Here is a 24,040-nt window from a genome sequence, read left to right on the forward strand (position 1 = left end):
CATGCGGGGCCGGGACGGCGGATCGCCGCACAGCGTGTGGCTGCTGGGCGTGCTGCTGTCCGCGATGACGGTGTGCACCCTGATGCAGTTCGTGCTCGCCGTCCTGGCCCCGTTCATCACCGCCGAGTTCGACCTGAGCCGGACCCGCTACGGCTCGGCGGCGAGCGTCCTGTTCCTCGGCGCCGTCGTCGTGTCGCTGCTGGCCGGGCGGCTGGTCGACCGGTTCGGCGCGGTCGTCCTGCTCCGCGCCCTGTACGCGGCCGCGGTGGGAGCGTTCGTGCTGCTCGCCGTCACCCCCGGCTGGGCAGGCGTGATGCTCGCGGCGCTGATCATGGGCGTACCGCTGGGTTTGGGCAACCCCGTCACCAACGTGGTGGTCGTGCACCGGGTGCCGGCCGCCCTGCGGGGGACCGCGACCGGGCTGAAGCAGGCCGGCGTGCAGGTCGGCGCGCTGCTGGTCGGGCTGACCCTGCCGACGGTCGCGGCGGCGTACGGCTGGCGGGCGGCTGGCGGGCTGCTCGCCGTCGTCGCCGCAGCGGGCCTGGCCGTCGCGCTGCCGCTGCGGGGTCCGCTGGGGGCCCGGGGCGCCGAACGATCAGCGCGGCGACCGCGGCTGTCCGTCCCGCACCCGGCGCTCACCGTCTACGCCGTCCTCGCCGGCGTCGCGGCCAGCGCCGTCAACGCGTTCCTGCCGCTCTTCGCGTTCGAGGAGCTCGGCATGCCGGCCCAGCGGGCCGGGGTGATCGTCGCGCTGCTCGGCCTGCTCGGCGCCACGTCCCGGGTGACGGTCGGCGTGCTGGGCGACCGGCTGCCGCGGTTCTGGCTCTGGCTGGCCGGGCTCGCCTTCGCCGGCGCGGCCGCGACGCTGGCGCTGATCCCGGCGATGGACCGGCCCGGCCTGGTCTGGGCGGCGGTGGCCGGCTTCGGCGCGACAGCGCCCGGCTGGCAGTCCGCGGCGATGCTGGGCCTGATGCGCGACGGCGACCGCGACGGCCGGTCCGCCGGCGTGGTCATCGGCGGCTTCCTGCTGGGGATGGTGGCGGGGCCGCTGGCGTTCGGCCGGCTCACCGACCACACCGGCAGCTACGCGGCCGGGTGGTGCCTGGTCGCCGCGGCGCTCCTCGTCTCGGGCGTCCTCGCCGCCGTTTCCGCCGTCCGCACCCGCGCCTGACGACCCCGGCGAGGCGGTGCGGACGGCGGAGACAGCTCGGGGCCGGCGCCCCCACACCGGCCCCGAACCGTCCCCCTTCAGTGCGGCTCTCATCCCCGCCCCGACCCAGTGCATCCGAATCCGGCGGCGGCGCGTACGGGGCGAAGGTCGCGCCCCACGGGGCCGAAGGTCCTCATCCTCCAGGGACCAACGCACCGCGAGTTCCTCGACATCGTCGCTGCTCGGTGCGACACTGAGGCCGTTAGCAGGGGGTATGAGTGTGTTCGAGTCGGAGCTTCTGCCGAAGCTGCCGCTCGATTCACTGCTGGCCGAGGTGCAGTCACGGTTGCAGGCCGTGGTGGCGGCCCGGGACGGGGTGCACGCACTGCTCGAGGCCGTGGTGTCGATCGGGCGGGAGCTCGACCTCGAGACAGCGCTGCGGCGCATCGTCGAGGCCGCCATCGACCTCGTCGACTGTCGCTACGGCGCCCTGGGCGTGATCGGCCCCGACGGTCAGCTCGCCCAGTTCGTCCCCATCGGGGTGACGGTCGAGGAGATCGCCCGGGTCGCCCAGTGGCCGCACGGCCGCGGCCTGCTGGGCCTGCTCATCAAGGAGCCCGAGACGCTGCGCCTGGCCGAGATCGGCGACCATCCGGAGTCGTACGGGTTCCCCGAGGGCCACCCGCCGATGCGCGGCTTCCTGGGGGTGCCGATCCGCATCCGCGACGACGTCTTCGGCAACCTGTACCTGACGGAGAAGAACGGCGGCCGCGAGTTCGACGAGCAGGACGAGACCATCGTCACGGCGCTCGCCACCGCCGCCGGCATCGCCATCGAGAACGCCCGGCTCTTCGAGGCCAGCCGGCGGCGCGAGACCTGGCTCGACGCGTCCGCCGAGGTCACCCAGGCGCTGCTGTCGGGCAGCTCCGTCGACGAGGCGCTGACCCTCATCGCGACCCATGCCCGGACGATGTCGTCGGCGGCGTCCGCGGTGGTCGTCGCGCCCGAGGCCGACGGCAGCGGGCTCATGCGCGTGCTCGCGGCCGCCGGCGACGGCGCGCCGCCGCTGCGGGGGCTGCGGTTCTCCGGCACCGGGACGCTGACGCAGACGGTGCTCGAGTCCGGCGAGCCGCGCTCGGTCGCCGAGATCCGCCGCGGCGTGGAGCCGTCGCCGCTGCTGGACCGGCTGCCGACGGGGCCGGCCATGCTGGTGCCGCTGGGCACCCGGCCGCGCGTCCGCGGCGTCCTCGTCCTGGTCAAGGGCATCGGCGACCCGCCCTTCGCCGGCGCCGTCATGCGCATGCTGCACGCGTTCGCCAGCCAGGCCGCCGTCGGGCTCGAGCTGGCCGACGCACGCAAGGAGGCCGAGCGTCACGGTCTGGTCGACGACCGCGAGCGGATCGCCCGCGACCTGCACGACGTCGTGGTCCAGCGGCTGTTCGCCAGCGCGATGAGCCTGACGGCGGCGGCCCGGCTCATCGACCGCCCCGACGTCGCGGCGCGGGTCGAGCGGACCGTCGACGACCTCGACGCGACGATCCGGCAGATCCGCTCCACGATCTTCGCGCTGCAGTCGGCCAAGGAGGACGTGACGGGCACCCTGCGCGGCCGCCTGGTGACGACGGTGCAATCGGCCTCCGAGCAGCTGGGGTTCGCGCCCGGCCTGCAACTGGTCGGCGAGCTGGACACGTCCGTGCCCGCCGAGCTGGGCGACCAGCTGGTGCCGGTGCTGCAGGAGTCGCTGTCGAACGTCGTCAAGCACGCCCACGCGAGCCAGGTCACCGCCGTCGTCGAGCTGACCGGCGGCTGGCTGCGCGTCACCGTCGCCGACGACGGCGTGGGGCTGCCGGCCGAGCGGCGCAACAGCGGCCTGGCCAACCTGGCGGAGCGGGCGGAGCTGCTCGGCGGTCGGTTCGCCGCCGGCCGCGGCGCCACCGGCGGCACCGTCGTGCGCTGGGAGATTCCCGCTACGCCTCGCGCTGGTCGCGAGCCTCGGCCTTGAGCTGCGCCGACAGCGCGGCGGCCTGGGTGCGCCGGCTCATGTCGAGCTTGGCGAGCAGGTTCGACACGTAGTTCTTCACGGTCTTCTCGGCGAGGAACATCCGCTCGCCGATCTGCCGGTTCGTCAGCCCCTCACCGATGAGGTCGAGGATGCGCCGCTCCTGGTCGGTCAGGGCGGCCAGCGGGTCGGCCCGGGTCGCCCGCTCGCGCAGCCGCGCCAGCATGCGCGCGGTGCTCTCGGGGTCCAGCAGCGACTTGCCCAGCGCCAGCGCCCGCACCGCGCCGATGAGGTCGGTGCCGTGGACCTGCTTGAGCACGTAGCCCGCGGCACCGGCCATGACGGCGTCGAACAGCGCGTCGTCGTCGGCGAACGAGGTGAACATCAGGCACTGCAGGTCGGGCAGTTGCGAGCGCATCTCCCGGCAGACGGTGACGCCGTCGCCGTCGGGCAGCCGCACGTCGAGGATCGCGACGTCGGGACGCAACGCCGGGATGCGGGCCATGGCCTGTTCCGCGGTGCCGGCCTCGCCGACCACCTCGATGTCCGGCTCGGTCTCGAGCAGCGCGGCCACGCCGCGGCGGACCACCTCGTGGTCGTCGAGCAGGAAGACCGTGACGACACGATCAGCACTCACGTGACGACCGTACTGCCCGGTAGCCGGTATGGGCATGGGACCTTCGTCCCTTCCCGCGCGCATGGGCGGACGGAACGCTGGGGAGGTGGACCCGTTGACGCGTGCCGACCCCGCCGGTCTCGAGCACCTGGACCGGCAGACCTGCTACGACCTGCTCTCGCGGACGTTGATCGGGCGGCTGGTGTTCACGCAGGGCGCGCTGCCGGCCATCGAGCCGGTCCGGTTCAGGCTCGAGGGCCACGACGTGGTCATCGACGCCGAGCTGGGACTCGTCCTGCCGGCGGCGTCGAGAATGGCGGTCGTCGCGTTCGAGGCCGACGCCTACGACGAGGACACCCGCACGGGCTGGCGCGTGGTGCTGATCGGGCGGTCGCACGCCGACGGCGACCGCGTCCGGATCAGGCCCGAGATCGTCCGCGGCCGCCGGATCCGGTCGCTCCCGCTGACGGCGCACCAGGACACCGCCGTCGGCTGAGCCGTCGTCCGCGCCGGCCCCGCCGGCGACGGAGGGCGCGAGTTCGAGGCTCGGCGTGGGGGCTGACGTGGGTCGGGCCCTGCTGACTCGATTGTCGAGGGCGCGGCGGCGCGCCTCAAGTCTGCGCGCGCTGTGGTTGTTTTGCCGCTGTGGTTGGGGGCGCTGGACTTGACCCGCGCCGCCGCGCCCTCGCCTTTCACAGCACCAGGGCCCCCTCCCCGGAATGGCCCCGGCCCTTGGCGGCGCTGTGTCTCGGGTTGCGCTGGCCGCTACCTGTTCTCGTGTGGATGGGCCATTGGTCTCGCTGTGGTCCAGTTCCGCCGGCCGCCAACTGTTGATCATGGAGAAGAGCGGCTTCCGGCGCGCTGGGAACCCGCACTTCTCCATGATCATCGGCGATCGCTGGCGCCCTGACACCAGCGATCGCCGATGATCATGCCCGGCGGCTCACGCCTCGTGGGCCAGGCCGGTGAAGGGGATCGGGCAGTCCGGGCTGCCCGCGCAGTCGCGCAGCTCGTGGCAGCCGGCGTCCAGCGCCGCCCGCAGGGTGTCGCGGATCGCGACCAGGTCGGCGATCCGCGACTCGATCTCGGCGATCTTCGCCGCGGCCCGCTCGTGCAGGTCGGCGTCGGTGCGGGCGTGCCGGCGGCCGGTGTGGACGAGCTCGGAGATCTCGTCCAGCGTGAACCCGAGCCGCTGGGCCGCCTTGATGACCCGGACGGTCGTGACGGCGTCGGGCGGGTAGACGCGGTGGCCGCCGAGCGTGCGGTCCGGCGCGGCGAGCAGTCCGCGTCGCTCGTAGTAGCGCAGCGTCTGCAGGTTGACCTCGGCCGCGGCGGCCAGTTCGCCGCTGCGCAGCCCGCCCCCGGGCCAGGCGGACGGCGCGTCGGCGATGATGTCCATGTCCCGACGGTAGACCCGTACCCGGGTACCGGTTGCAAGCCCGCGCGGAGGTGGCGATGCCCGGCTGGCTCCAGGCCGTCCTCGTCGCGGCGGGCGTGCTCGTCCTGACCTGGGTCGTGCTGGTCGTGCTGGCGGCGCGGCTGCCGCCGGGCCTGGCGAAGGACCTCGCCGGGTTCCTGCCCGACTGCGTCACCACCGCCCGGCGGCTGCGCCGCGACCCGCGGGTGCCGCGCCGGGCCCGGGTCGCCGTCCTGTTCGGCATGCTCTGGGTGCTGTCGCCGATCGACCTCATCCCTGAGTTCCTGCCGGTCATCGGCCCGCTCGACGACGTCGTCGTGGTCGCCCTGGTGCTGCGCTACGCCGCGAGGTCGGTGCCGGCCGAGGCCCTGTTCGAGGCCTGGCCGGGCAACCCGGACCTGCTGCGCCGCCTCGTCGGGATCAGTCCGCCTCGATGACCCCCGGGGTCGTCATCACCCGGGGACCATCGAGGACGCGGACGCCGGCGCCGGTGATCTCGAGCTCGGCGGCGACGGGGAGATCCTCGCTGGACCGGCCGGCGGCGAGTGTGAACGTGCCCGGCTCGACGATCCGGCGCAGGTCCAGGCCGATGAACGAGGTGCGGTCGGCGTGGACGGTGAACCGCACCCGGCGCGTTTCGCCCACCGCCAGCGGCACCCGGTGGAACCCGGCCAGCTCGCGCACCGGCCGGACCGTCTGTGCGACGTGGTCGGTGAGGTAGAGCTGGACGACCTCGTCGACCGGCCGGTCGCCGGTGTTGCGCACCGTGACCGTCACGTCGACGGAGCCATCGGCGGAGATCGACGGCGCGCTGAGTGTCAGCGCCTCGTAGGCCACCGTCGTGTACGCCAGGCCGTGCCCGAACGGGTACAGCGGCGCGGGGTCGAGGTTCGACACGCCGTCGGTGCGCTGGTCCAGCCGGGCCGCGCGGTAGGTCGGCAGCGACGACGACGGCGTCCGCGGGACGGCGACGGGCAGCCGGCCGCTCGGCTGCACGCGCCCGGACAGCACCCCGGCGATGGCCGCCCCGCCCTCCTCACCCGGCAGGAACGCCTGGACCACGGCCGCGCACCGGGGCGCGAGGTCGCCGAGCGCGTACGGCCGCCCGGACACCACCACCAGCACGACCGGCGTGCCGGCGTCCAGCACGGCCGCCACCAGGTCGGCCTGGACGCCCGGCAGCGCGAGGTCGGGCGCGTCGCACCCCTCGCCGGACGTGCCGCGGCCGAACAGCCCGGCCAGGTCGCCGACCGCCACGACCGCGACGTCCGCCCCGGCGGCCAGTTCGGCCGCCGCCGCGAACCCGGACCGGTCGTCGCCGGTGATCGCCGCGCCGGTGGCATGCATGACGTCGGCCCCGCCGAACTCCGTGCGCAGCGCGTCCAGCAGCGTCGGCACCGCGACACCCAGGTCGGTGCCGTCGCCGTACTGCGCCAGCACGTGGTTGGGGAAGGAGTAGCAGCCGAGGAACGTGCGCGGCTCGACGGCGGTAGTGCCGACGACCGCGACCTTCCGGGCCGACGGCGTCAGCGGCAGGGTGCCGTCGTTGGCCAGCAGCACGACGGACTCCTCGGCCAGCCGCGCCGCGAGCGACCGGTTGGCGGGGGAGTCGAGGTCGATCGTCTCCGGGTCCGCCGTCCGCGGCTCCCAGTCCGGGTCGAGCAGGCCGAGCCGGGCCTTCTGCAGCAGCACGCGCCGGGCGGCGTCGTCCAGCGCCGCCGCCGGGATGACGCCGTCGCGCACCTGCGCCGCCAGCCGCGCGAACCCGACCGTCTCGGGCAGCTCGACGTCCACCCCGGCGGTCAGCGCGAGCCGGCCGGCGCCGTCGTCGTCGGCCGCGATCCGGTGCATGGCCTGCAGGAACGGGACCGCCCAGTAGTCCGACACGACCGTTCCGTCGAAGCCCCACTGCTCGCGCAGCAGCGTCGTCAGCAGCTCGCGGCTGGCCGTCGGCGGGACGCCGTCGACCGCCGCGTAGGACGCCATGACCGAGCCGGCCGCGCCCTCGCGGACCGCCAGCTCGAACGGCGGCAGCAGCACCTCGGCCAGCTCGCGCGGCCCGGCGGACACCGGCGCGTGGTTGCGCGCGGACCGCGACGCCGAGTAGCCGGCGAAGTGCTTCAACGTCGCCACCAGGCCGGACGCCTGCAGGCCGCGGACGTACGCCGTCGCCGTCGTCGCCACCAGGTACGGGTCCTCGCCGATGGACTCCTCGACCCGGCCCCAGCGGTAGTCGCGGACCACGTCGAGCACGGGGGAGAGGCCCTGGTCGATGCCGACGGAGCGCAGGTCACGGCCGATCGCCGCGGCCATCTCCTCGACCAGCGCCGGGTCGAACGCCGCGCCCCACGCCAGCGGCGTCGGGTACACCGTCGCGCCGTACGCCGTGAACCCCGTCAGGCACTCCTCGTGCGCGATGGCCGGGATCCCGAACCGCGACACCCGCTGCACGTGCGCCTGGCGGGCGCGCAGGTCGGCGATCCCGTCGGCGGCGGTGACCGGTGCCGTCCCGTACACCCGGGTGATGTGGCCGAGGCCGAACTCGAGCGCGTCGGCGAACGAGGCCGGCCCGGCCATCTCGCCCTCCATGGGCGCGACCTGGGTGTCGTCGACGGCGTCGCCGTGGCCGCCGGGCCGCTGCCAGAAGCTGCCGAGCTGGCCGGCCTTCTCCTCGGGCGTCATCGCGGCGAGCAACGCGTCGACCCGCTCGGCGAGCGGCCGGGCGGTGTCGTGCCAGGGGCCCGTGCGCGGGCCGGCCCATGCGTGAGCAGTCATCGACATCCTCAGACGTGGTGGGTTCACTTGCCGAAGCCGGCGGTGAGGCCGGACACCAGGTAGCGCCGGCCGACGATGAACGCGGCCAGGATGGGCAGCGCGGAGAGCGTGACAGCGGCCAGCACGGCGGGCACGTTGACCGCGAACTGGCCCTGGTAGGTCCACAGCGACAGCGGCAGCACCCGCACCGACGAGCTCTGGGTGAGGACCAGCGGGAACAGGAACCCGTTCCAGACCTGCAGCGCCTGGTAGATGCCGACGGTGATGAGCGCGGGCCGGCTCAGCGGCGTCACGAGCGACCACAGGATCCGCCAGTCGCCGGCGCCGTCGGCCCGCATCGACTCGAACAGCTCCGCGGGGATGTCGCGGACGAAGTTCACGATGATCAGCACGCTGATCGGGATCGCGAACGCGACCGCCGGCAGCATCAGCGCGAGCAGGCTGTCGTACAGGCCGAGCTGGATGATCAGGTAGTAGACCGGGATGATCGTCGCCTGCACCGGGATCGCCAGCCCCAGCAGCACCAGCCGCAGCGAGCCGCGGGACAGCGGCGTGCCGGCACGGACCAGGTAGTACGACGCCATGAGCGACACCGTCAGCACCACGGCCACGGACACGACGGTGACGAGGACGCTGTTGCCCAGGTAGCGCAGGAAGTCGTTCTCGAGCACCAGCCGGTACGCGTCCAGCGTCGGGCTCGACGGCGGCAGCAGCGGGTTCTCGACGTAGTAGTCCTGCTGCGAGCGCAGGCTGGTGAGCACCAGGTAGTAGATCGGCACGACTGTGACGACGAGCCAGACCAGCCCGCCAAGGGCGCCGAGGACGTTCGGGGTCTCCTTGATCGCGCGGCCGCTCATCATGCCCCCGCCTGCTGGCTCTGCATGCGACTGGACCCCGTGATGCGGTTGAGCAGCAGCGACACCGCGAGGCCGACGACCACCAGGACCACCGCGATGACGCTGGCGGGGCCCATCTGGTAGCTGCGGAACCCGGTGAGGTACATGTCCAGCGGCAGGATCCGGGTCGCCTCGCCCGGGCCGCCGCCGGTCAGGACGAACACGATGTCGAAGCAGGTCAGCGAGCCGACGATCATCAGCGTCGACGACGTCACGATCGTGTAGCGCAGCTGCGGCAGCGTCACGTAGCGGAACTGCTTCACCCGTCCGGCCCCGTCGAGCACCGCCGCCTCGTACAGCGACGCCGGGATCTGCCGCACGCCGGCCTGGTAGAGCAGCGCGTGGAACGGGACCCAGCACCAGCCGAGCACGAAGATCGCCGCGTAGAGGGCTAGGTCGGGGTTGCCGAGCCAGTTCGTGCTCAGTGTGCCGGCCGGGAAGGCCCGGGACAGGCCGAAGTTCGGGTCCAGCAGCGACCGGAACGTGATGCCGATGGCCGCCGACGAGAACAGCAGCGGCAGGAAGTACAGCACCGACCAGACCGCCCGATAGCGCTGCCGGCCGGCCATGAAGACGCCGAGCAGCAGCGCGACCGGGGCCTGGAACAGGTACGACACGACGACGAACACGATGGTGCGCCAGAGCGCATCGAGGGTCGCCTGGTCGGTGAGGGTGTCGATCCAGATGCCGATGCCGTCCCACCGCGGCGTGCCGAGTCCGTCCCACTCCATGAAGGAGAGGACGGCGACGCCGCCGAGGGGGAGGAGCGCGAAGAGGGCGAAGAACGCCAGGGCCGGCACGGCCATCCAGAACGACGGCCCGGTGCGGGCTCTCCGCACGGCCGCGACGGGCCGCGTCGGGGTGGCCGCACCGGGCCGCTCGACAGTCGTCATCTCAGAGCGTGGCGTTCATCGCGTCGACGAACTGCTGCGGGATGATCTCGCCGAGGAAGATCTGGCTGAGGTTGGTCAGCAGCTCCTGCGCCTGGTCGGCCGGGAGTGCCTGGTCCCACGAGAGCTGGAAGTGCGGCGCGTCGTTCACCATGCCGTAGGCGAACTCCAGGTACTCCGCGTCGTCGCTCTGCGCGATCCGGTCCTCCAGGCCCGCGACCGGCGGGACGCTGCCGGCGTCGAGCATGGCCGTCAGCTGGTCCTCGTCGTAGACGAACTCGTTGAGGTAGTCCAGCGCGGTCTGCTTGGCCTCGTCGCTCGCCGACGCCGAGATGGACCAGAAGTTGGCCGGGTTGCCGACGATGTTGCCCGGGTCGCCACTGCCGCCCTCGATGGTCGGGAACGTCGTGAAGCCGAGTGCGGACGTCGCGAACTCCGGGTTGTCGGTGTGGAAGGTCGCGTAGACCCAGCTGCCCTGCAGCAGCATGGCGGCGCGGCCGGTGTGCACCAGCGCGGCGTCGGCGCTCTGATCCGCGGCGACCGAGGCGAACGCGTCGCCGAACCCGCCGGCGTCGACCAGCTCCTGGATCTTCGTCAGCGCCTCGACGATCGCGGGGTCGGACCAGGCGTCCGCCTCGCCGTCGAGCACCGCCTGGAAGACCTCGGGGCCGCCGATGCGGTCGGTGAGGTACTGGATCCACATGAGCTCGGGCCAGACGCTCTGCCCGGCCAGCGAGAACGGGATGATGCCGGCGTCGCTCAGGGTCGCGACGGCGTCGAGGGTCTCCTGCCAGGTGGTCGGGACCTCGATGCCGGCCTGCGCGAAGACGTCCTCGTTGTAGTAGAGGATGACCGGCTGGACGTCGTTCATCGGGACCGCGTAGGTGGTGCCGTCGATGACGCCGTTCTGCGCGACGGACGGCATGACCCGGCTGACGAGGTCCTCGGTCTCGGCCGTGATGTCGTCGACCTGGCTGTTGGCGACGTAGTCGGCGAGCGTGCCGCCGGTCCAGTTCATGATCAGCGTCGGCGCCTCGCCCGAGCCCACCGACGTGCGGATCTTCTCCTTGAACGCGTCGTTCTCGAACTCCTCGACCGTGATCTGCTGGTCGGCGTTGGCCTCGTTCCAGCGCTCGAACGAGGCGGCCGTGACCGGCCAGCCGCCGCCGGTGAGGATCCACGCGCCGGCCTCGCCGCCGGCGGCGCTGTCGCCGTCGTCGCCGTCGCTCGTGTTGCCGTCGGTGCTGCCGTCGGTCGAGTCGCCGGGGCTCGCGCCCCCGCACGCTGCCAGTGTGAGTGCCGCGACGGCCGCGACTGCCGCGGTCGTCACGGCCCGGAGTCTGGTGTGCCTCATTGCCCCATCCCGTCCTGGTTCGAAACAATTACGACGGTGTTTCGGTTGCCCGTGACAGTAACGAGGCATGTCGGGCCCGTCAATCGTGGGTGCATTACGGGTTGACAACGGTGGTGTCGTCGAAATAGTTTCGGACGCATGCGTGGAGAGCGGCCGACACTCGACACCGTGGCGCAGGTCGCCGGGGTCTCGAAGGCGACGGTGTCGAAGGTGCTGAACGGGCGCGGCGACGTGTCAGCCGCCACCCGAGCGCGGGTGCAGGACGCCATCGCGTCGCTCGGCTACGTTCCCAGCACCGGCCGGCGCGTGCACGACACCACGCCGACGGTCACCGTCCTGTTCGACGCGTTCGTCAACCTGTACTCCGCGCAGGTCCTCTCCGGTGTCGTGTCCGCGGGCAACGAGCAGGGCGTCGACGTGGTGGTGACGCACCTGTCGGACGCGCCCGACGCGTTGACGCCGTCGTGGTTCCGCGGGCTGGCCGCGAAGGGCCACGCCGGGCTGATCGTCGTGACGACGGAGGTCCGGTCCGAACAGGTCCGCGCCTGCGCCGACGCCGGGCTCGGCCTGGTCGCCATCGACCCCGTCTCGATCGACCCGAGCACCACCGACCAGCTGGTCAGCGTGAGCGCCACCAACTGGTCCGGCGGCCTGCAGGCGACCGAGCACCTGCTGGGGCTGGGTCACCGGCGCATCGGGTTCGCCGGCGGGCTGCCCGCCTCGCGGCCGGCGCAGCAGCGGCTGCACGGTCACCTGGCCGCCCTGAGCAGCCGCGGCCTGGCCGCCGACGACGACCTGGTGCTGCAGGTGGGCTTCAGCCACGAGGACGGCCGCTCGATGGCGTCCCGGCTGCTCGGGTTACCGTCGCCGCCGACGGCGATCGTGGCCGGCTGCGACGCGTCGGCGCTGGGCGTCATGGAGGAGGCCCGGCGGCGCGGACTGCGGCTCCCCGAGGACCTGAGCATCGTCGGCTTCGACGACACCTACGCGGCCGCGTGGACCTCGCCCCAGCTGACGACGGTGCGTCAGCCGATGCGCGAGATGGGCCGGGTGGCGCTGCGAACACTGCTGTCGCTTGCGCAGGGCCAGCGCCCCGAGACCCACCACTTCGAGCTCGCCACGACGCTGGTCGAGCGCAGCTCCACCGCTCCGTTCACGTAGTCGTAACGCGGCGGGCACCCATGTCACCTGGCCGTAATGGTCGCCGCACGTTCGAGTAACGGCGGGTCGCCACGATCACAGGGACGTGGCCGGCCGGTGAACGGGCCGGCGTTCCGACTCGGCTAGGAGCCATCGATGCCCGAACTCAGCGCGGGCGATACCGCGTGGGTGCTCACGAGCGCGGCTCTCGTCCTGCTCATGACCCCAGGCCTGGCGTTCTTCTACGGCGGCATGGTCCGCGCCAAGGCCGTCCTCAACATGCTCATGATGAGTTTCCTCGCGCTGGCGATCGTGCCGGTGATCTGGGTGCTCTGGGGCTACTCGCTCGCGTTCGACGGCACCAACGGCGGCCTGATCGGCGGGCTCGGGAAGTTCGGCCTCGACGGCGTCGGCATCGACAGCATGGCGGCGGCCCCGATCCCGGAGTTCGCGTTCGTCGCGTTCCAGGCCGTGTTCGCCATCATCACGGTGGCGCTGATCAGTGGAGCGGTCGCCGAGCGGGCGACGTTCCGCGGTTGGGCGATCTTCGTGCCGATCTGGCTGACGCTGGTCTACCTCCCTGTCGCGAACTGGGTGTGGGGCGGCGGCTGGATCTTCGAGCTGGGCGCGCTGGACTTCGCCGGCGGCACCGTCGTCCACATCAATGCCGGTGCGGCGGGCCTGGCGCTGGCGCTGGTGCTCGGCAAGCGGGTCGGCTGGCCGAAGCAGCCCATGCGGCCGCACAACCTGCCGTTCGTGCTGCTCGGCGCGGGGCTGCTGTGGTTCGGCTGGTTCGGGTTCAACGCCGGGTCGGCGCTGGGTGCCAACGGGCTGGCGTCGGCGGCGTTCGTCAACACGCTGGTGGCGACGGCGGCCGCCGTCCTGGGCTGGCTGCTGGTCGACGTCGTGAAGCAGAAGCACTCGACGACCCTGGGTGCGGCGTCGGGCGCGATCGCGGGCCTCGTCGCCATCACGCCGGCGTGTGCGTTCGTCAGCCCCATCGGTGCGATCGTCATCGGCGTCGTCGCGGGCTCGGTGTGCGCGCTGTGCGTCGGGCTCAAGTACAAGTACGGCTACGACGACTCGCTCGACGTGGTCGCGGTGCACCTGGTGGGTGGCGTCATCGGGACGCTGATGATCGGCCTGCTGGCCACCGAGGCGTTCACCGGCGGTCCAGAGGGCCTGTTCTACGGTGGCGGCGTGGACCTGCTCTGGCGCCAGGCCGTGGCGGCCGCCGTCGTCATCGTCTTCTCGTTCGTGGTCGCGTTCGCACTGGGCAAGATCATCGACCGGACGGTCGGGTTCCGGGTCAGCGAGGAGGAGGAGGTCGACGGCATCGACCTCGGCAGCCACCTCGAGACCGCCTACGAGCTGACCTCGACGTCGGCCGGTCCGACCCGCGGCGTCCCCGTCGCGCACGCCGCGCCCGTCCGCGTCGAAGCCGACACCACCCAGGGAGCGTGACCCGATGAAGCTCGTCACCGCCGTCATCAAGCCGTTCAAGCTCGACGAGGTGCGCAAGGCGCTGGAGGCGTTCGGTGTCAACGGCATGACCGTCACCGAGGCCAGCGGGTACGGCCGGCAGAAGGGCCACACCGAGGTCTACCGGGGCGCGGAGTACACCGTCGACCTCGTGCCGAAGGTGCGCCTCGAGGTGCTGGTCGACGACCTCGACGTGGACCAGGTGCTCGGGGTCGTCGCCGAGGCGGCCCGGACCGGCAAGATCGGCGACGGCAAGATCTGGGTCACGCCGGCCGAGGCGGTCATCCGCGTCCGCACCGGGGAGACCGGGCCGGACGCGCTCTGAGCACCGCGACCCAGCGCTTCGTCGCGCTGCGCAAGGCGATCGTCGACGACGACACCCTCGGCGCAGCGCGACGAGCGCTGACGCTGTCCGAGCTCGCGGACGGCTGGCTGGCACGTCTGTTCGCGGACGTGCCGGCCGCCGCGCGTCCCGGCTTCGCGCTGGTCGCCGTCGGCGGGTACGGACGGCAGGAGCTGCTGCCCGGCAGCGACCTCGACCTGCTGCTCCTGGTGAACCGCCGCGGCGACCCGGGCGCCGTCGCCGACGCGCTGTTCTACCCGATCTGGGACGCCGGCCTCGCGCTGGACCACTCGGTGCGCACGCTCGACGAGGCGCTCGCCGTCGCGACCGGCGACCTCAAGGTGGCGCTGGGGCTCATCGACGCCCGGCACGTGGCCGGTGACGAGGAGCTGACGGCGACGTTGCGCTCCGGCGCCCGCGACGGCTGGCGCAAACAGGCCGGCACCCGGCTGCCCGAGCTCGCCGCGATGTGCCGCGACCGCGCGGCGAGCATCGGCGAGCTGGCGCACCTGCTCGAGCCGGACCTCGTGCAGGCGTACGGCGGGCTGCGCGACACGCTGGCGCTGCGGGCGGTGACGGCGTCCTGGATCGCCGACCGCCCACGCACCGCCGGCGTCGACGTGGCCCGGCAGTGGCTGCTCACCGTCCGCGACGCGCTGCATCGGACGACCGGACGGCGGCAGGACCGGCTGCTCTTCGAGGACCAGGACGACGTCGCGGTGCGGCTCGGGCTGCCCGGCGCCGACCCACTGCTGCGCCGGGTCGCCGAGGCCGGCCGCAGCATCGCGTACGCCTCCGACGTCACGTGGCGCGACGTCGAACGGACCCTCGCGGGGCGGAAGCGGCGCGGCCGCCGTCAGCAGCTGGTCCGCCGCCCGCTCGCTGACGGCGTCGACGAGTACGATGGCGAGGCGGTCCTGTCCCGCGACGCCCGGCCCGAGCGGGACGCCGTCCTGCCGTTGCGGGCCGCCGCCGCGGCCGCGCAGGCCGGCATCGTGCTGAGCCCGCAGACGCTGGCCCGACTGGCGGCCGAGTGCCCGCCGCTGCCCGAGCCGTGGCCGGCGGCGGCCAGGGACGCGCTGGTCAGCCTGCTCGGCGCGGGGCCGGGGATCGTGCCGGTGTGGGACGCGCTGGAGGCGGCCGGTCTGGTGCTCCGCTGGCTGCCGGAGTGGGAGCGGATCCGCTACCGGCCGACCCGCACCCCGGTGCACCGGCACACCGTCGACCGGCACCTCGTCGAGACCGCGGCCGTCGCCGCCCGGCTCACCCGCCGCGTCGCCCGGCCGGACCTGCTGCTGCTCGGCGCGCTCGTGCACGATCTCGGCAAGGGCGTCAGGGGCGACCACTCCGAGGCGGGGGAGCCGATCGCCATCGCCCTGGGTCTGCGTCTCGGCCTGACCGAGCCGGACGCGGCGACGCTGGGGCGCCTCGTCCGCCACCACCTGCTGCTGCCCGAGACGGCGACGCGGCGCGACCCCGACGACCCCGCCACGCTCGCGGCCGTCGTCGACGCCGTCGGGACCCGCGAGTTCCTCGACCTGCTGGCCTGCCTGACCGAGGCCGACGCGGCCGCCGCCGGCCCGGTCGCGTGGTCGCCGCTGCGGGCCCGGCTGGTCGGCGACCTCGTGGAGCGGACCCGGCACGTCCTGGCCGGTGCGGCCCCGCCGGAGCCTGCCAGGCTTACCGCCGAGCAGGCGGCACTCGCGGCTGCGGGGGACCTCGCCGTGCGCGTGTCGGACGCGCCTCCGTCGGCCGACGGCGACAGAGGCGGTCTCGCCGTGGTCACCGTCGTGGCCCCGGCGCGGCGCGGACTGCTGGGCACCGTCGCCGGCGTGCTGGCCCTGCATCGCCTGGACGTGCGCACGGCCGGCGCCTACACGGCCGGCGACACGGCCGTGCTGGTGTGGCGGGTCGTGCCGCGCCGCGGCGGGGGACCGGACGGGGTGCGGCTGCGCGAGGACGTCGGCCGGGCCCTCGCCGGCAGCCTGGACCTGCGTGAGCGGCTGGCGGCGCGGGCCGCGGAGTGGCGCGGGCGGGTCATCGTCCACGCCCGGCCCCGGGTCGAGCTGCTCCGGGACGTGTCTGCGGAGGCGACCGTCCTGGAGGTGCGGGCGCACGACGAGCCCGGCCTGCTGCACCGGGTCGCGACGGCGGTCGCCGCGCCCGGCGTCGTCATCAGGGCCGCCGTCGTCGAGACGCTGGGCTCCGAGGCGATCGACGTCTTCTATCTGGTCGACGACGCCGGGGCGCCGTTGTCCCCGGAAGCCGAGGACGACGCCGTCGCCGCCGCCACGGCCGCCGTCAGCCCGCCGGACACCGACTCGGAGCCCTTTCCCGAAGGCGCCGGACGCGTACGATGAATGTTCACGTGGCACGGGTTCTCATGCAGGCGGAGTTTCGGACTTACATCGCGACGATGTAGGACGGAACCGCAGGTCAGCACTAATCTTGATCTTGGCTCATGACCTTTCCGGTATGATGACGAATTGTCGTCACAAAGGTAGCCAAAACGGGTAGATCCTCTTCACCTGCCGCATGTCCGGCGTACATGTAGGCCTGGTTGAGATGCAACGCATACCCAGCAGAGTCACCCCCGACGGCGCACCTCGCGCCCGAGATCTGACGGATCACCGGCGGTGGCGCACGCGCCACGTCGAGGGGGTGGCGTGGTGCGTTCGGCTCGGTTCATCTTCCTTGCCCTGCACGACCCGGACCGGTCGCGCAGTCCCAGCTGGGGCCGCAACGCCGAGCCGGACCCGGCGCGACGGGCGGGCAGCCCCGCGGTGTGCTTCGCCTGGCTGCTGGCGTCGCCGAACAACCGCGAGCTCGGCCGCAGCTTCCGCGTCTGGGACAGCTACGCCGCGGGCCGGTCCGACGTCGGCATCCTGCAGCAGGGTGTCGAGCAGCTCGAGACCTCGATGGCCACCGACACCGCCACGGGCATGTGGACCTGGCGGGTCACGCTGGGGGACCGGCCGGTCGCGCGGTCCGGGCGCATGTACCACCGCGAGCGCGAGTGCCGGTACAGCCTGCGCACGTTCCTCGCGGCGGTGCCCGGCGCGCAGCTGGTCGAGGGCGTCCGGCAGGTCGAGGGCCGCGGCCGGCACGACCGGCAGAGCAGCGTGGGCTCGCTGTGACCATCGCTCCACAGCACGACGCGAACGAGACCGACGCTCCACGCCGGCTGACCACCGTCACCGGCCGCTCCGACCAGATCTTCGGCGGCGTCTCGCGGCTGGCCGGCTTCGTCGTCCTTGCCGTCATGTCGCTCGTCGGCCTGTTCCTGCTCTACCGCGGCTGGCAGGCGCTGTCGGCCGAGGGCATCGGCGCGTTCGTCACGACGACGACGTGGGAGCCCGACTCCGGGAACTTCGGCATCGCCGCGGTGCTGGTGCTGACGATCCTCATCGCGCTGGTGGCGGTCTCGATCGCGGTGCCGCTGGCGACGGGGGCCGCGCTGTACATCTCCGAGTACGCGCCGCGGCAGTTCAAGCAGACGCTCGTCAGCATGGTCGACCTGATGGCGGCCGTGCCCAGCATCGTCTACGGCATCTGGGGCGTCTACCTGCTGCAGCCGTACGTCATCGGGCTGTCGCGGTGGATCGCGACCTGGCTGAACTGGATCCCGTTCCTCCAGGTCGACGCGTTCGACCCGCACGACCCGCTGCTGTCGATGTCGGTCTTCACCGCCTCGACGTTCATCGCCGGGATCGTGGTCGCGCTGATGATCACCCCGATCATCTGCTCGATCATGCGCGAGGTGTTCTCGCAGGCCCCGCCCGGCGAGCGGGAGGGCGCCTTCGCCCTGGGCGCCACCCGCTGGGGCATGATCCGCTCCGTCGTCCTGCCGTTCGGCACCGGCGGCATGATCGGCGGATCGATGCTCGGCCTCGGCCGGGCGCTCGGTGAGACGATCGCCGTCTATCTGATCATCTCGCCCGTCTTCGAGATCCAGACCAACATTCTCCAGACCGGGTCGAACTCGATCTCCGCCCTCATCGCGCTGCGGTTCGGCGAGGCCACCGAGTTCGGCATGTCGGCGCTCATGGCGGCCGGCCTGACGCTGTTCCTCATGACGCTGGTCGTGAACTTCGCGGCCTCGTCGATCGTGGCGCGCACCCGGTCCGGAGCGGCGAGCGAGGCGTGAACCGATGACCGTCACCATGCCCGGAACCGCCCACGGCGACGTCAGCGAGGCCGAGGCGCCGCCGTCGACGACCCTGCCACCACGGCTCCCGGCGGCGCAGAGCGAGATGATCCGGCGTACGTCGTCGGTGCGCCGGACCGACATCCTGGCGCTGTTCGGCTCCGCGATCGCGGCGATCGCCGTCACCACGCTGCTGTTCTCGCTCCTGACGCCGTTCGACGGCCTGATCGGCTACGTCGTCGTCGCGTACCTGCTGTTCCTGGGGTTCTACGCGCTGCTGGTGTCCTACGACGAGAACGGCCCGGCCGTGATCGACCGGCTGTCGACCGTCGTCATGCACAGCGCGGCGGTGCTCATGCTGACCGCGCTGATCTCGGTCGTCGCGTTCACGTTCTGGCGCGGGCGCGAGCCGATGTCGCACTGGAACTTCTACACTCAGGACCTGCGCAACGCCGGGCCGCTCGACGGGCTCGACGTCGGCGGCGTCCTGCACGGCATCGTCGGGACGCTGATCATGATCACCATCGCGATCGTGATCACCGTGCCGATCGGGCTGGTCTGCGCGGTGTTCCTCAGCGAGTTCCCGGGCAAGTACAGCCGATTCGTCCGCACCATCGTCGAGGCGATGACCGCGCTGCCGTCGATCGTCGCCGGCCTGTTCATCTACGCGACGGTCGTCGTGGCGCTCGGCTTCGGGTTCTCCGGCTTCGCCGCGGCGCTGGCGCTGTCGGTGATGATGCTGCCGATCGTCATCCGTGCCGCCGACGTCGTGCTGCGACTGGTGCCCGGCACGCTGAAGGAGGCGTCCTACGGCCTGGGCTCGGGGCACTGGCGGACGGTCTGGCACGTGACGCTGCCGACCGCGCGGTCCGGGCTCACCACATCGGTGATCCTCGGCACCGCCCGCGGCGTCGGCGAGACGTCGCCGGTCCTGCTCACCGCCGGCATGACATCGCACGTCAACTTCAACCCGTTCGAGGGTCCGATGGTGTCGCTGCCGCTGCTCACCTTCGACCTCGTGCGGTCGCCGGAACCGGCGTACGTCAGCCGTGCGTTCGGAGCGGCCGCGCTCCTGATGATCATCGTGCTCGCCCTCTTCGTCGCCGCCCGCATCTTCGGCGGGCGCGGCCCCGGCCAGCTCAGCCGGCGGCAACAGGGGCGGCGCATGGCCGCATCTCGCCGTGACGCCGCACGGTACGCCGACCGCGACCAGCGGCACGCTCTCCCGACCGGACCGGGCGAGAACGGATTCATCGACGGCGCGCTCGGGTCCGGTCCCGGCGAGCCTGGAGGATCGCGATGAGGTTCGGAAAGCTGGCGCGGGCGGCGGGGGTGCTCGCCGCCACGGCGCTGATCGGCGCTGCGATCGTCACCGGCGCCGATCCAGCGATCGCCCAGGGCACCTATGTGACCGTGAGCGGATCGGGCTCGACGTGGAGCCAGAACGCTTTGGACCAGTGGCGGCGCAACGTCAACCAGTACGGCATGACGATCAACTACTCCGGTGTCGGGTCGTCGGCCGGGCGCCAGCAGTTCGGCCAGGGCTCTGTCGACTTCGCGGTCTCCGAGATCCCCTACGGTCTGCGCGACACCGGCACCACCGCATCCGACCCGCCACCGCCCCGGAGCTTCCGCTACATGCCGATCGTCGCCGGCGGCACCTCGTTCATGTACAACCTCGAGATCGGCGGCCAGCAGGTCACCAACCTGCGGCTGTCCGGCGAGGTGCTCACCAAGATCTTCACCGGCGTCATCACCATGTGGAACGACGCGGCGATCCGGCAGGACAACCCGGCGCTGGCGCTGCCGGCGCGCAAGATCGTCCCGGTGGTCCGGTCCGACGGTTCCGGCACGTCGGCACAGTTCTCCATGTGGATGGCATCGGAGCATGGCGGCCTGTGGAACGCCTACTGCGAGCGGGTCGGCCGGGAGACCCCCTGTGGGCAGACGTCCTACTACCCGACGGTCTCCGGCATGGTCGCCCAGTCCGGGTCCAACAACGTGGCGGGTTACGTCGCCCAGGCGCACAACGAGGGCGCCATCACCTACGTCGAGTACTCGTACGCGCTGAACGCGGACTTCCCTGTCGTGAAGGTACTCAACCGGTCCGGCTACTACATCGAGCCCACGCCGGAGGCGGTCGCCGTCGGACTGCTGGGTGCGCAGATCGAGGACGACCCGGAGTCGGAGAACTACCTCACCCAGAACCTGACCAACGTGTACAGGAACCAGGACAGGCGCGCGTATCCGCTGTCGTCGTACTCCTACATCATCATCCCGGACAAGGTGGAGTACGGCTTCACCGAGAACAAGGGCTACACGCTCGGCGACTTCGCGTACCACTTCCTCTGCGAGGGGCAGCGATCCGCGCCGGCACTCGGCTACTCGCCGCTGCCGATCAACCTGGTCGAGGCCGGATTCGCCCAGGTTCGTGAGATCCCCGGCGCCCGGACCGATCAGCTCAACGTCGCCGACTGCAACAACCCGACCTTCTCCACCGACGGTTCCAACACCCTGGCCGACAACGCGCCGTATCCGCCCGAGTGCGACCAGCAAGGCCCGGTCCAGTGCGCGGACGGCACCGGTGGTGCGCCACAACCCGGCCCCGGCGGCGACGAGGGCGGCGGTGACGGCGGAGGAGCCGGCGGGGACGGTGGTGACGGTGGCGGTGACGCGTCAGGCGGCGGCGACGGGGGAGCCGGCGGCGACGCGGCCGGGGGCGGGGACGCCTCCGGTGCCGGTGGTGACGCCGCCGGCGCGACGGGAGACGCCGGCGGCGGTGACGCGGCCGGCGATGCGGGCGGCGCCGACGGCACGGACACCGGCGCCGACGGCGGAGCCCCGATCATCGACCCCGATACCGGCGAGATCATCGCCGGCGCCGACTCGGGCGCCGGCGACGGGGGTGGGGGAGACGGTGACTCGAACGCCGTCAACGTCCCCACCGTGATGGCCGCGTCGACCGGCTGGGGCCTGGACCAGACCCTGATGCTGATCGCCGGCCTGTCGCTGCTGGTCGTCATCGTCGCGCCACCCCTGGTGCTGCGCCTGCTCCGCCACCAGCCCGGGGGGCCGTCGTGACGAGGACCTTGTGGACGCGGCTGGTCGCCGGGCTCATGCTGTTCGGCCTGGCGGTGGCCCTGCTCGTCCTCGGCCCGCCTCGCGATGAGGCCCTGGCTGCGGGCTCGAGGGAGCTGACGGATTCGGCAGTGACCGTCAAGGGCCGTCCGGGCAAGTACGAGGACTTCTCCGACCTCGAGGTCACGGTCTCGCAGACCAACGGCCTGATCGGGCAGGGCATCGACATCACCTGGACGGGCGGCCACCCGACGCCGTACGGCGCGTTCGGCCCGAACTACCTGACGTTCATGCAGTGCTGGGGGCCCGACCCGGATGCCGCTGACTTCAGGGAGACGTGCCAGTTCGGCGCGGAGTGGGCGCCCGGTGACGTCCCCTGGGGCGGCAACGTAGGCGACCCGACGCGCGCGGTGTTCGCGGGGACCGACCCAGAGGAGACGCATGAGGCCATCCCGGTCGAGTGGGATGACAACGGAGACCCGGTCCTGAGCACCCCCATGCTGCCGTTCCAGGCTGCCTATGGAGGCACGTACATCGACGCCCTGCAAACGGGCGCGCCGCCGAGGCCACGTGAAGCGCCGGAGGGGTACGACGGCCTGATCAGAGACCTCTTCAACGCCTACAGCACCAACGAGCAGCCATGGGTTCCGACCGGCGGCGACGGGACCGGCCAGACGACGTTCTGGGTGCAGAGCGCGAAGGAAGCACCGCATCTGGGTTGCGGACGCGTGACGGAGACGCAGCCTCAGCCGCAAGCGTGCTGGCTGGTCATCGTTCCGCGCGGGCAGTTCGATGTGGCCGGCGTACCTCTGCCGGTGGAGAACTACAGTCCCGGATCGCCGCTGTCGGCCACGAACTGGGCCAACCGCCTGGTCGTTCCACTGCAGTTCGAGCCGGTGAGCGGCTTCTGCCAGCTGGGCTCCGAAGAGCAGCCGACCGTGGGCACGGAGCTCGTCGCCGAGGCGATGACATCGTGGCAGCCGCTCCTGTGTGCGGACGGCGGCACGACATTCGGCTACTCGGCGATCGGCGACATCGAAGCCGGGAACCAGCTCCTGAGCGAGTTCGACGGCTCACCCGGGCTGGCCTTCAGCACGGCCGCCATCGACCCCGGGCCCGACGGCCCGGAGCTCGTCGAGGCACCGGTGGCGATCTCGGGAATGACCATCGCCTTCCGGATCGACGTCCGGCCGCACACCTTCGCGCCGCCGGAGTTCGAGGAGCTGTTCGGCACACAAGTGCCCGAGCTGAAGCTCACGCCGCGACTGGTCGCCAAGCTGCTGACCCAGTCGTATCAGGTCGACGTCCCCGGTGGCGGGGCCGGCGGGATCGAGCACCTGAGCGGTGGTGAGGGAGCGTCGAATCCGATCTTCATCACCTACGATCCGGAGTTCCGCGAGCTGAACCCGATCTTCGAGAACTTCCCCACCTCGGCCAGCGGACCGCAGGGGCTGATGGTCACGCTGCCGAACGGCGCTGCCAACCGGGAGGTGTGGCGGTGGATCCAGGCCGACCCGGAGGCGAGGGAGTGGCTGTCCGGGACACCCGACGAGTACGGCATGGTCGTGAACCCGTACTACGAGGACCTCGGCTTGGACGAGAACCCGCCGATGAGCTTCCCGAAGGCCGACCCGACCTGCGCCCGCGATCTCGGCGCCGAGCTGGACTACTGCACCCTCGACCTGCGTCCGTACGTCGGGACGTACAGCGAGGTCGCACAACGCGTCCTGCGAGCCGCCGTCGCGGAGAAGATCGACTGGGACGCTCTGAAGGTGCCGCCGGCCTACGTCGAGTCGGGACCGCGCCACATCGGCAGGCGCTGGACCATCGGACTGAGTGACTCGGCCTCAACCGAGCGCTACGGGGTCCTGCGCGCAGCGTTGCGGAACGCGGCGGGCGAGTTCGTGACACCGACCCGCGAGAGCATGCTGGCGGCGGTCGACGCGATGGTCGACACCGATGACGACGGGGTGCTCGAGAACAACCCGGAGACAACGGACCCCGACGCCTATCCGCTGACGATGGTGACGTACGCCGCGGTGAACACGGACCGAGACGCGGAGGCGCTCAGCGACTACGCCGACCTGCTCGAGTACGCGGCCGGCGCAGGACAGGAACCGGGGTCGGCGCGGGGCCAGCTACCCGACGGCTATGCCTCCCTGCCCGACGAGCTGCGCGAGCAGACCCAGGACGCGGCGGAGCGGCTGCGGACGCTGGCATCGCCGACCCCGACGCCCACCCCGACGACGCCCGCTCCGGGTGGGAACGACGAGTCCGGCGGTGACCAGGGCGACGACGACGGGAATCCCGGCCCCGCCGGCAACGACCCGCCGCCTGGGTCCGACGGGTCCGGCCCGCCCCCGGGCGCCGACGGTGGCTACACCACGCCGCCGCCGGACGGCACCGGGCCGACGAACTCGCCGGCGCCGCCCGCGCCGGCACCCAGCCCGAGCCCGACCCCGTCGCCGACCGAGTCGTCGACGCCGGTGGCGCAGTCGAGCAGCACGCCGGGGACCGACGCGGGGATCGCGCCCTACGTGCTGATGGTGGCGCTGCTGATCGGCGCGGCGGCCGCCATCGCCGGACCGGCACTGACCCGACTCGGCTCGCGCTTCAACAGGCCGGCCTGACGGAATTCACAACATATTTTGGGGGGACCGGGACGGATGCGTCGAATGTAGCGGGCGCGCGGCGCCATAGCGCGGGCGATAGGCCTGGAAATTCCATTCGACAATACTCTGCGCGATGGCGCA

The 24,040-nt window shown here is 72.3% G+C and carries 19 protein-coding genes; 13 read left to right on the forward strand and 6 right to left on the reverse strand.

What is annotated here, in order from left to right; all coding sequences use genetic code 11:
* Position 1: 1 nt before the first annotated feature.
* The gene (locus HD601_RS17810) at positions 2-1,171 is read left to right on the forward strand and encodes an MFS transporter (protein WP_184824062.1); all 1,170 of its coding nucleotides are present in this window, start codon (positions 2-4) and stop codon (positions 1,169-1,171) included.
* A gap of 253 nt (positions 1,172-1,424) precedes the next feature.
* Entirely contained in the window at positions 1,425-3,152 is a 1,728-nt protein-coding gene (locus tag HD601_RS17815) for a sensor histidine kinase (RefSeq protein ID WP_184824065.1), read from the forward strand.
* Here the strand turns inward: HD601_RS17815 and HD601_RS17820 are convergent.
* A complete protein-coding gene (locus HD601_RS17820) occupies positions 3,118-3,786 on the reverse strand; it encodes a response regulator (protein ID WP_343076422.1) in 669 nt (222 codons plus the stop codon). The two genes, HD601_RS17815 and HD601_RS17820, sit on opposite strands and share 35 nt — an antisense overlap.
* Positions 3,787-3,880: 94 nt before the next feature.
* On the opposite strand from HD601_RS17820, the gene HD601_RS17825 reads away from it, so the two are divergent.
* Positions 3,881-4,261, forward strand: coding sequence for a pyridoxamine 5'-phosphate oxidase family protein (locus HD601_RS17825; RefSeq protein ID WP_221441076.1), 381 nt, complete (start codon positions 3,881-3,883; stop codon positions 4,259-4,261).
* A gap of 447 nt (positions 4,262-4,708) precedes the next feature.
* On the opposite strand, the gene HD601_RS17830 is transcribed toward HD601_RS17825, so the two are convergent.
* Entirely contained in the window at positions 4,709-5,164 is a 456-nt protein-coding gene (locus tag HD601_RS17830) for a MerR family transcriptional regulator (RefSeq protein ID WP_184824071.1), read from the reverse strand.
* Positions 5,165-5,220: 56 nt separating this feature from the next.
* On the opposite strand from HD601_RS17830, the gene HD601_RS34880 reads away from it, so the two are divergent.
* Positions 5,221-5,619 carry a DUF1232 domain-containing protein gene (locus HD601_RS34880; RefSeq protein ID WP_184824073.1) on the forward strand — a complete coding sequence of 133 codons (399 nt, stop codon included), beginning with the start codon at positions 5,221-5,223 and terminating at the stop codon, positions 5,617-5,619.
* Here the strand turns inward: HD601_RS34880 and HD601_RS17840 are convergent.
* The 4 genes from HD601_RS17840 to HD601_RS17855 are packed head-to-tail and all read right to left on the reverse strand — an operon-like array spanning position 5,603 to position 11,097.
* Complete coding sequence (locus HD601_RS17840) at positions 5,603-7,957, reverse strand: glycoside hydrolase family 3 N-terminal domain-containing protein (protein WP_184824075.1); 2,355 nt, start codon at positions 7,955-7,957, stop codon at positions 5,603-5,605. The two genes, HD601_RS34880 and HD601_RS17840, sit on opposite strands and share 17 nt — an antisense overlap.
* Before the next feature lie 23 nt (positions 7,958-7,980).
* Positions 7,981-8,817 carry a carbohydrate ABC transporter permease gene (locus HD601_RS17845; protein WP_184824077.1) on the reverse strand — a complete coding sequence of 279 codons (837 nt, stop codon included), beginning with the start codon at positions 8,815-8,817 and terminating at the stop codon, positions 7,981-7,983.
* Positions 8,814-9,746: a carbohydrate ABC transporter permease gene (locus HD601_RS17850; RefSeq protein WP_184824079.1), complete on the reverse strand. Its 933-nt coding sequence runs from the start codon at positions 9,744-9,746 to the stop codon at positions 8,814-8,816. Before HD601_RS17850 ends, HD601_RS17845 begins: the two co-directional genes overlap by 4 nt.
* 1 nt (position 9,747) lies before the next feature.
* A complete protein-coding gene (locus HD601_RS17855) occupies positions 9,748-11,097 on the reverse strand; it encodes an extracellular solute-binding protein (RefSeq protein WP_184824081.1) in 1,350 nt (449 codons plus the stop codon).
* Between the two features lie 138 nt (positions 11,098-11,235).
* Between HD601_RS17855 and HD601_RS17860 the strand changes: the two genes are divergently transcribed.
* The 9 genes from HD601_RS17860 to HD601_RS17900 all read left to right on the forward strand — a co-directional run bounded on the left by HD601_RS17860 (position 11,236) and on the right by HD601_RS17900 (position 23,917).
* Positions 11,236-12,258, forward strand: a complete 1,023-nt coding sequence (locus HD601_RS17860) for a LacI family DNA-binding transcriptional regulator (RefSeq protein WP_184824083.1) — start codon at positions 11,236-11,238, stop codon at positions 12,256-12,258.
* Between the two features lie 135 nt (positions 12,259-12,393).
* Positions 12,394-13,701 carry an ammonium transporter gene (locus HD601_RS17865; RefSeq protein ID WP_184824085.1) on the forward strand — a complete coding sequence of 436 codons (1,308 nt, stop codon included), beginning with the start codon at positions 12,394-12,396 and terminating at the stop codon, positions 13,699-13,701.
* 4 nt (positions 13,702-13,705) lie between these two features.
* Positions 13,706-14,044 (forward strand): P-II family nitrogen regulator, encoded by a 339-nt coding sequence (locus HD601_RS17870; protein WP_111256740.1) that lies wholly within the window; start codon positions 13,706-13,708, stop codon positions 14,042-14,044.
* Positions 14,041-16,422 (forward strand): [protein-PII] uridylyltransferase, encoded by a 2,382-nt coding sequence (locus HD601_RS17875; RefSeq protein ID WP_281386802.1) that lies wholly within the window; start codon positions 14,041-14,043, stop codon positions 16,420-16,422. The genes HD601_RS17870 and HD601_RS17875 overlap by 4 nt, the downstream gene beginning before the upstream one ends.
* A 306-nt stretch (positions 16,423-16,728) precedes the next feature.
* Positions 16,729-17,199, forward strand: a complete 471-nt coding sequence (locus HD601_RS17880) for a hypothetical protein (protein WP_184824087.1) — start codon at positions 16,729-16,731, stop codon at positions 17,197-17,199.
* Positions 17,196-18,209, forward strand: a complete 1,014-nt coding sequence (gene pstC, locus HD601_RS17885; protein WP_221441078.1) for a phosphate ABC transporter permease subunit PstC — start codon at positions 17,196-17,198, stop codon at positions 18,207-18,209. The genes HD601_RS17880 and pstC overlap by 4 nt, the downstream gene beginning before the upstream one ends.
* A 4-nt stretch (positions 18,210-18,213) precedes the next feature.
* The gene (gene pstA / locus HD601_RS17890) at positions 18,214-19,512 is read left to right on the forward strand and encodes a phosphate ABC transporter permease PstA (RefSeq protein ID WP_221441079.1); all 1,299 of its coding nucleotides are present in this window, start codon (positions 18,214-18,216) and stop codon (positions 19,510-19,512) included.
* Positions 19,509-21,290, forward strand: coding sequence for a phosphate ABC transporter substrate-binding protein PstS (locus tag HD601_RS34885; protein ID WP_184824089.1), 1,782 nt, complete (start codon positions 19,509-19,511; stop codon positions 21,288-21,290). Before pstA ends, HD601_RS34885 begins: the two co-directional genes overlap by 4 nt.
* Complete coding sequence (locus tag HD601_RS17900) at positions 21,287-23,917, forward strand: hypothetical protein (protein WP_184824091.1); 2,631 nt, start codon at positions 21,287-21,289, stop codon at positions 23,915-23,917. Before HD601_RS34885 ends, HD601_RS17900 begins: the two co-directional genes overlap by 4 nt.
* The last annotated feature ends 123 nt before the right edge of the window (positions 23,918-24,040 follow it).

Source organism: Jiangella mangrovi (genome assembly GCF_014204975.1).
Taxonomy (GTDB): domain Bacteria; phylum Actinomycetota; class Actinomycetes; order Jiangellales; family Jiangellaceae; genus Jiangella; species Jiangella mangrovi.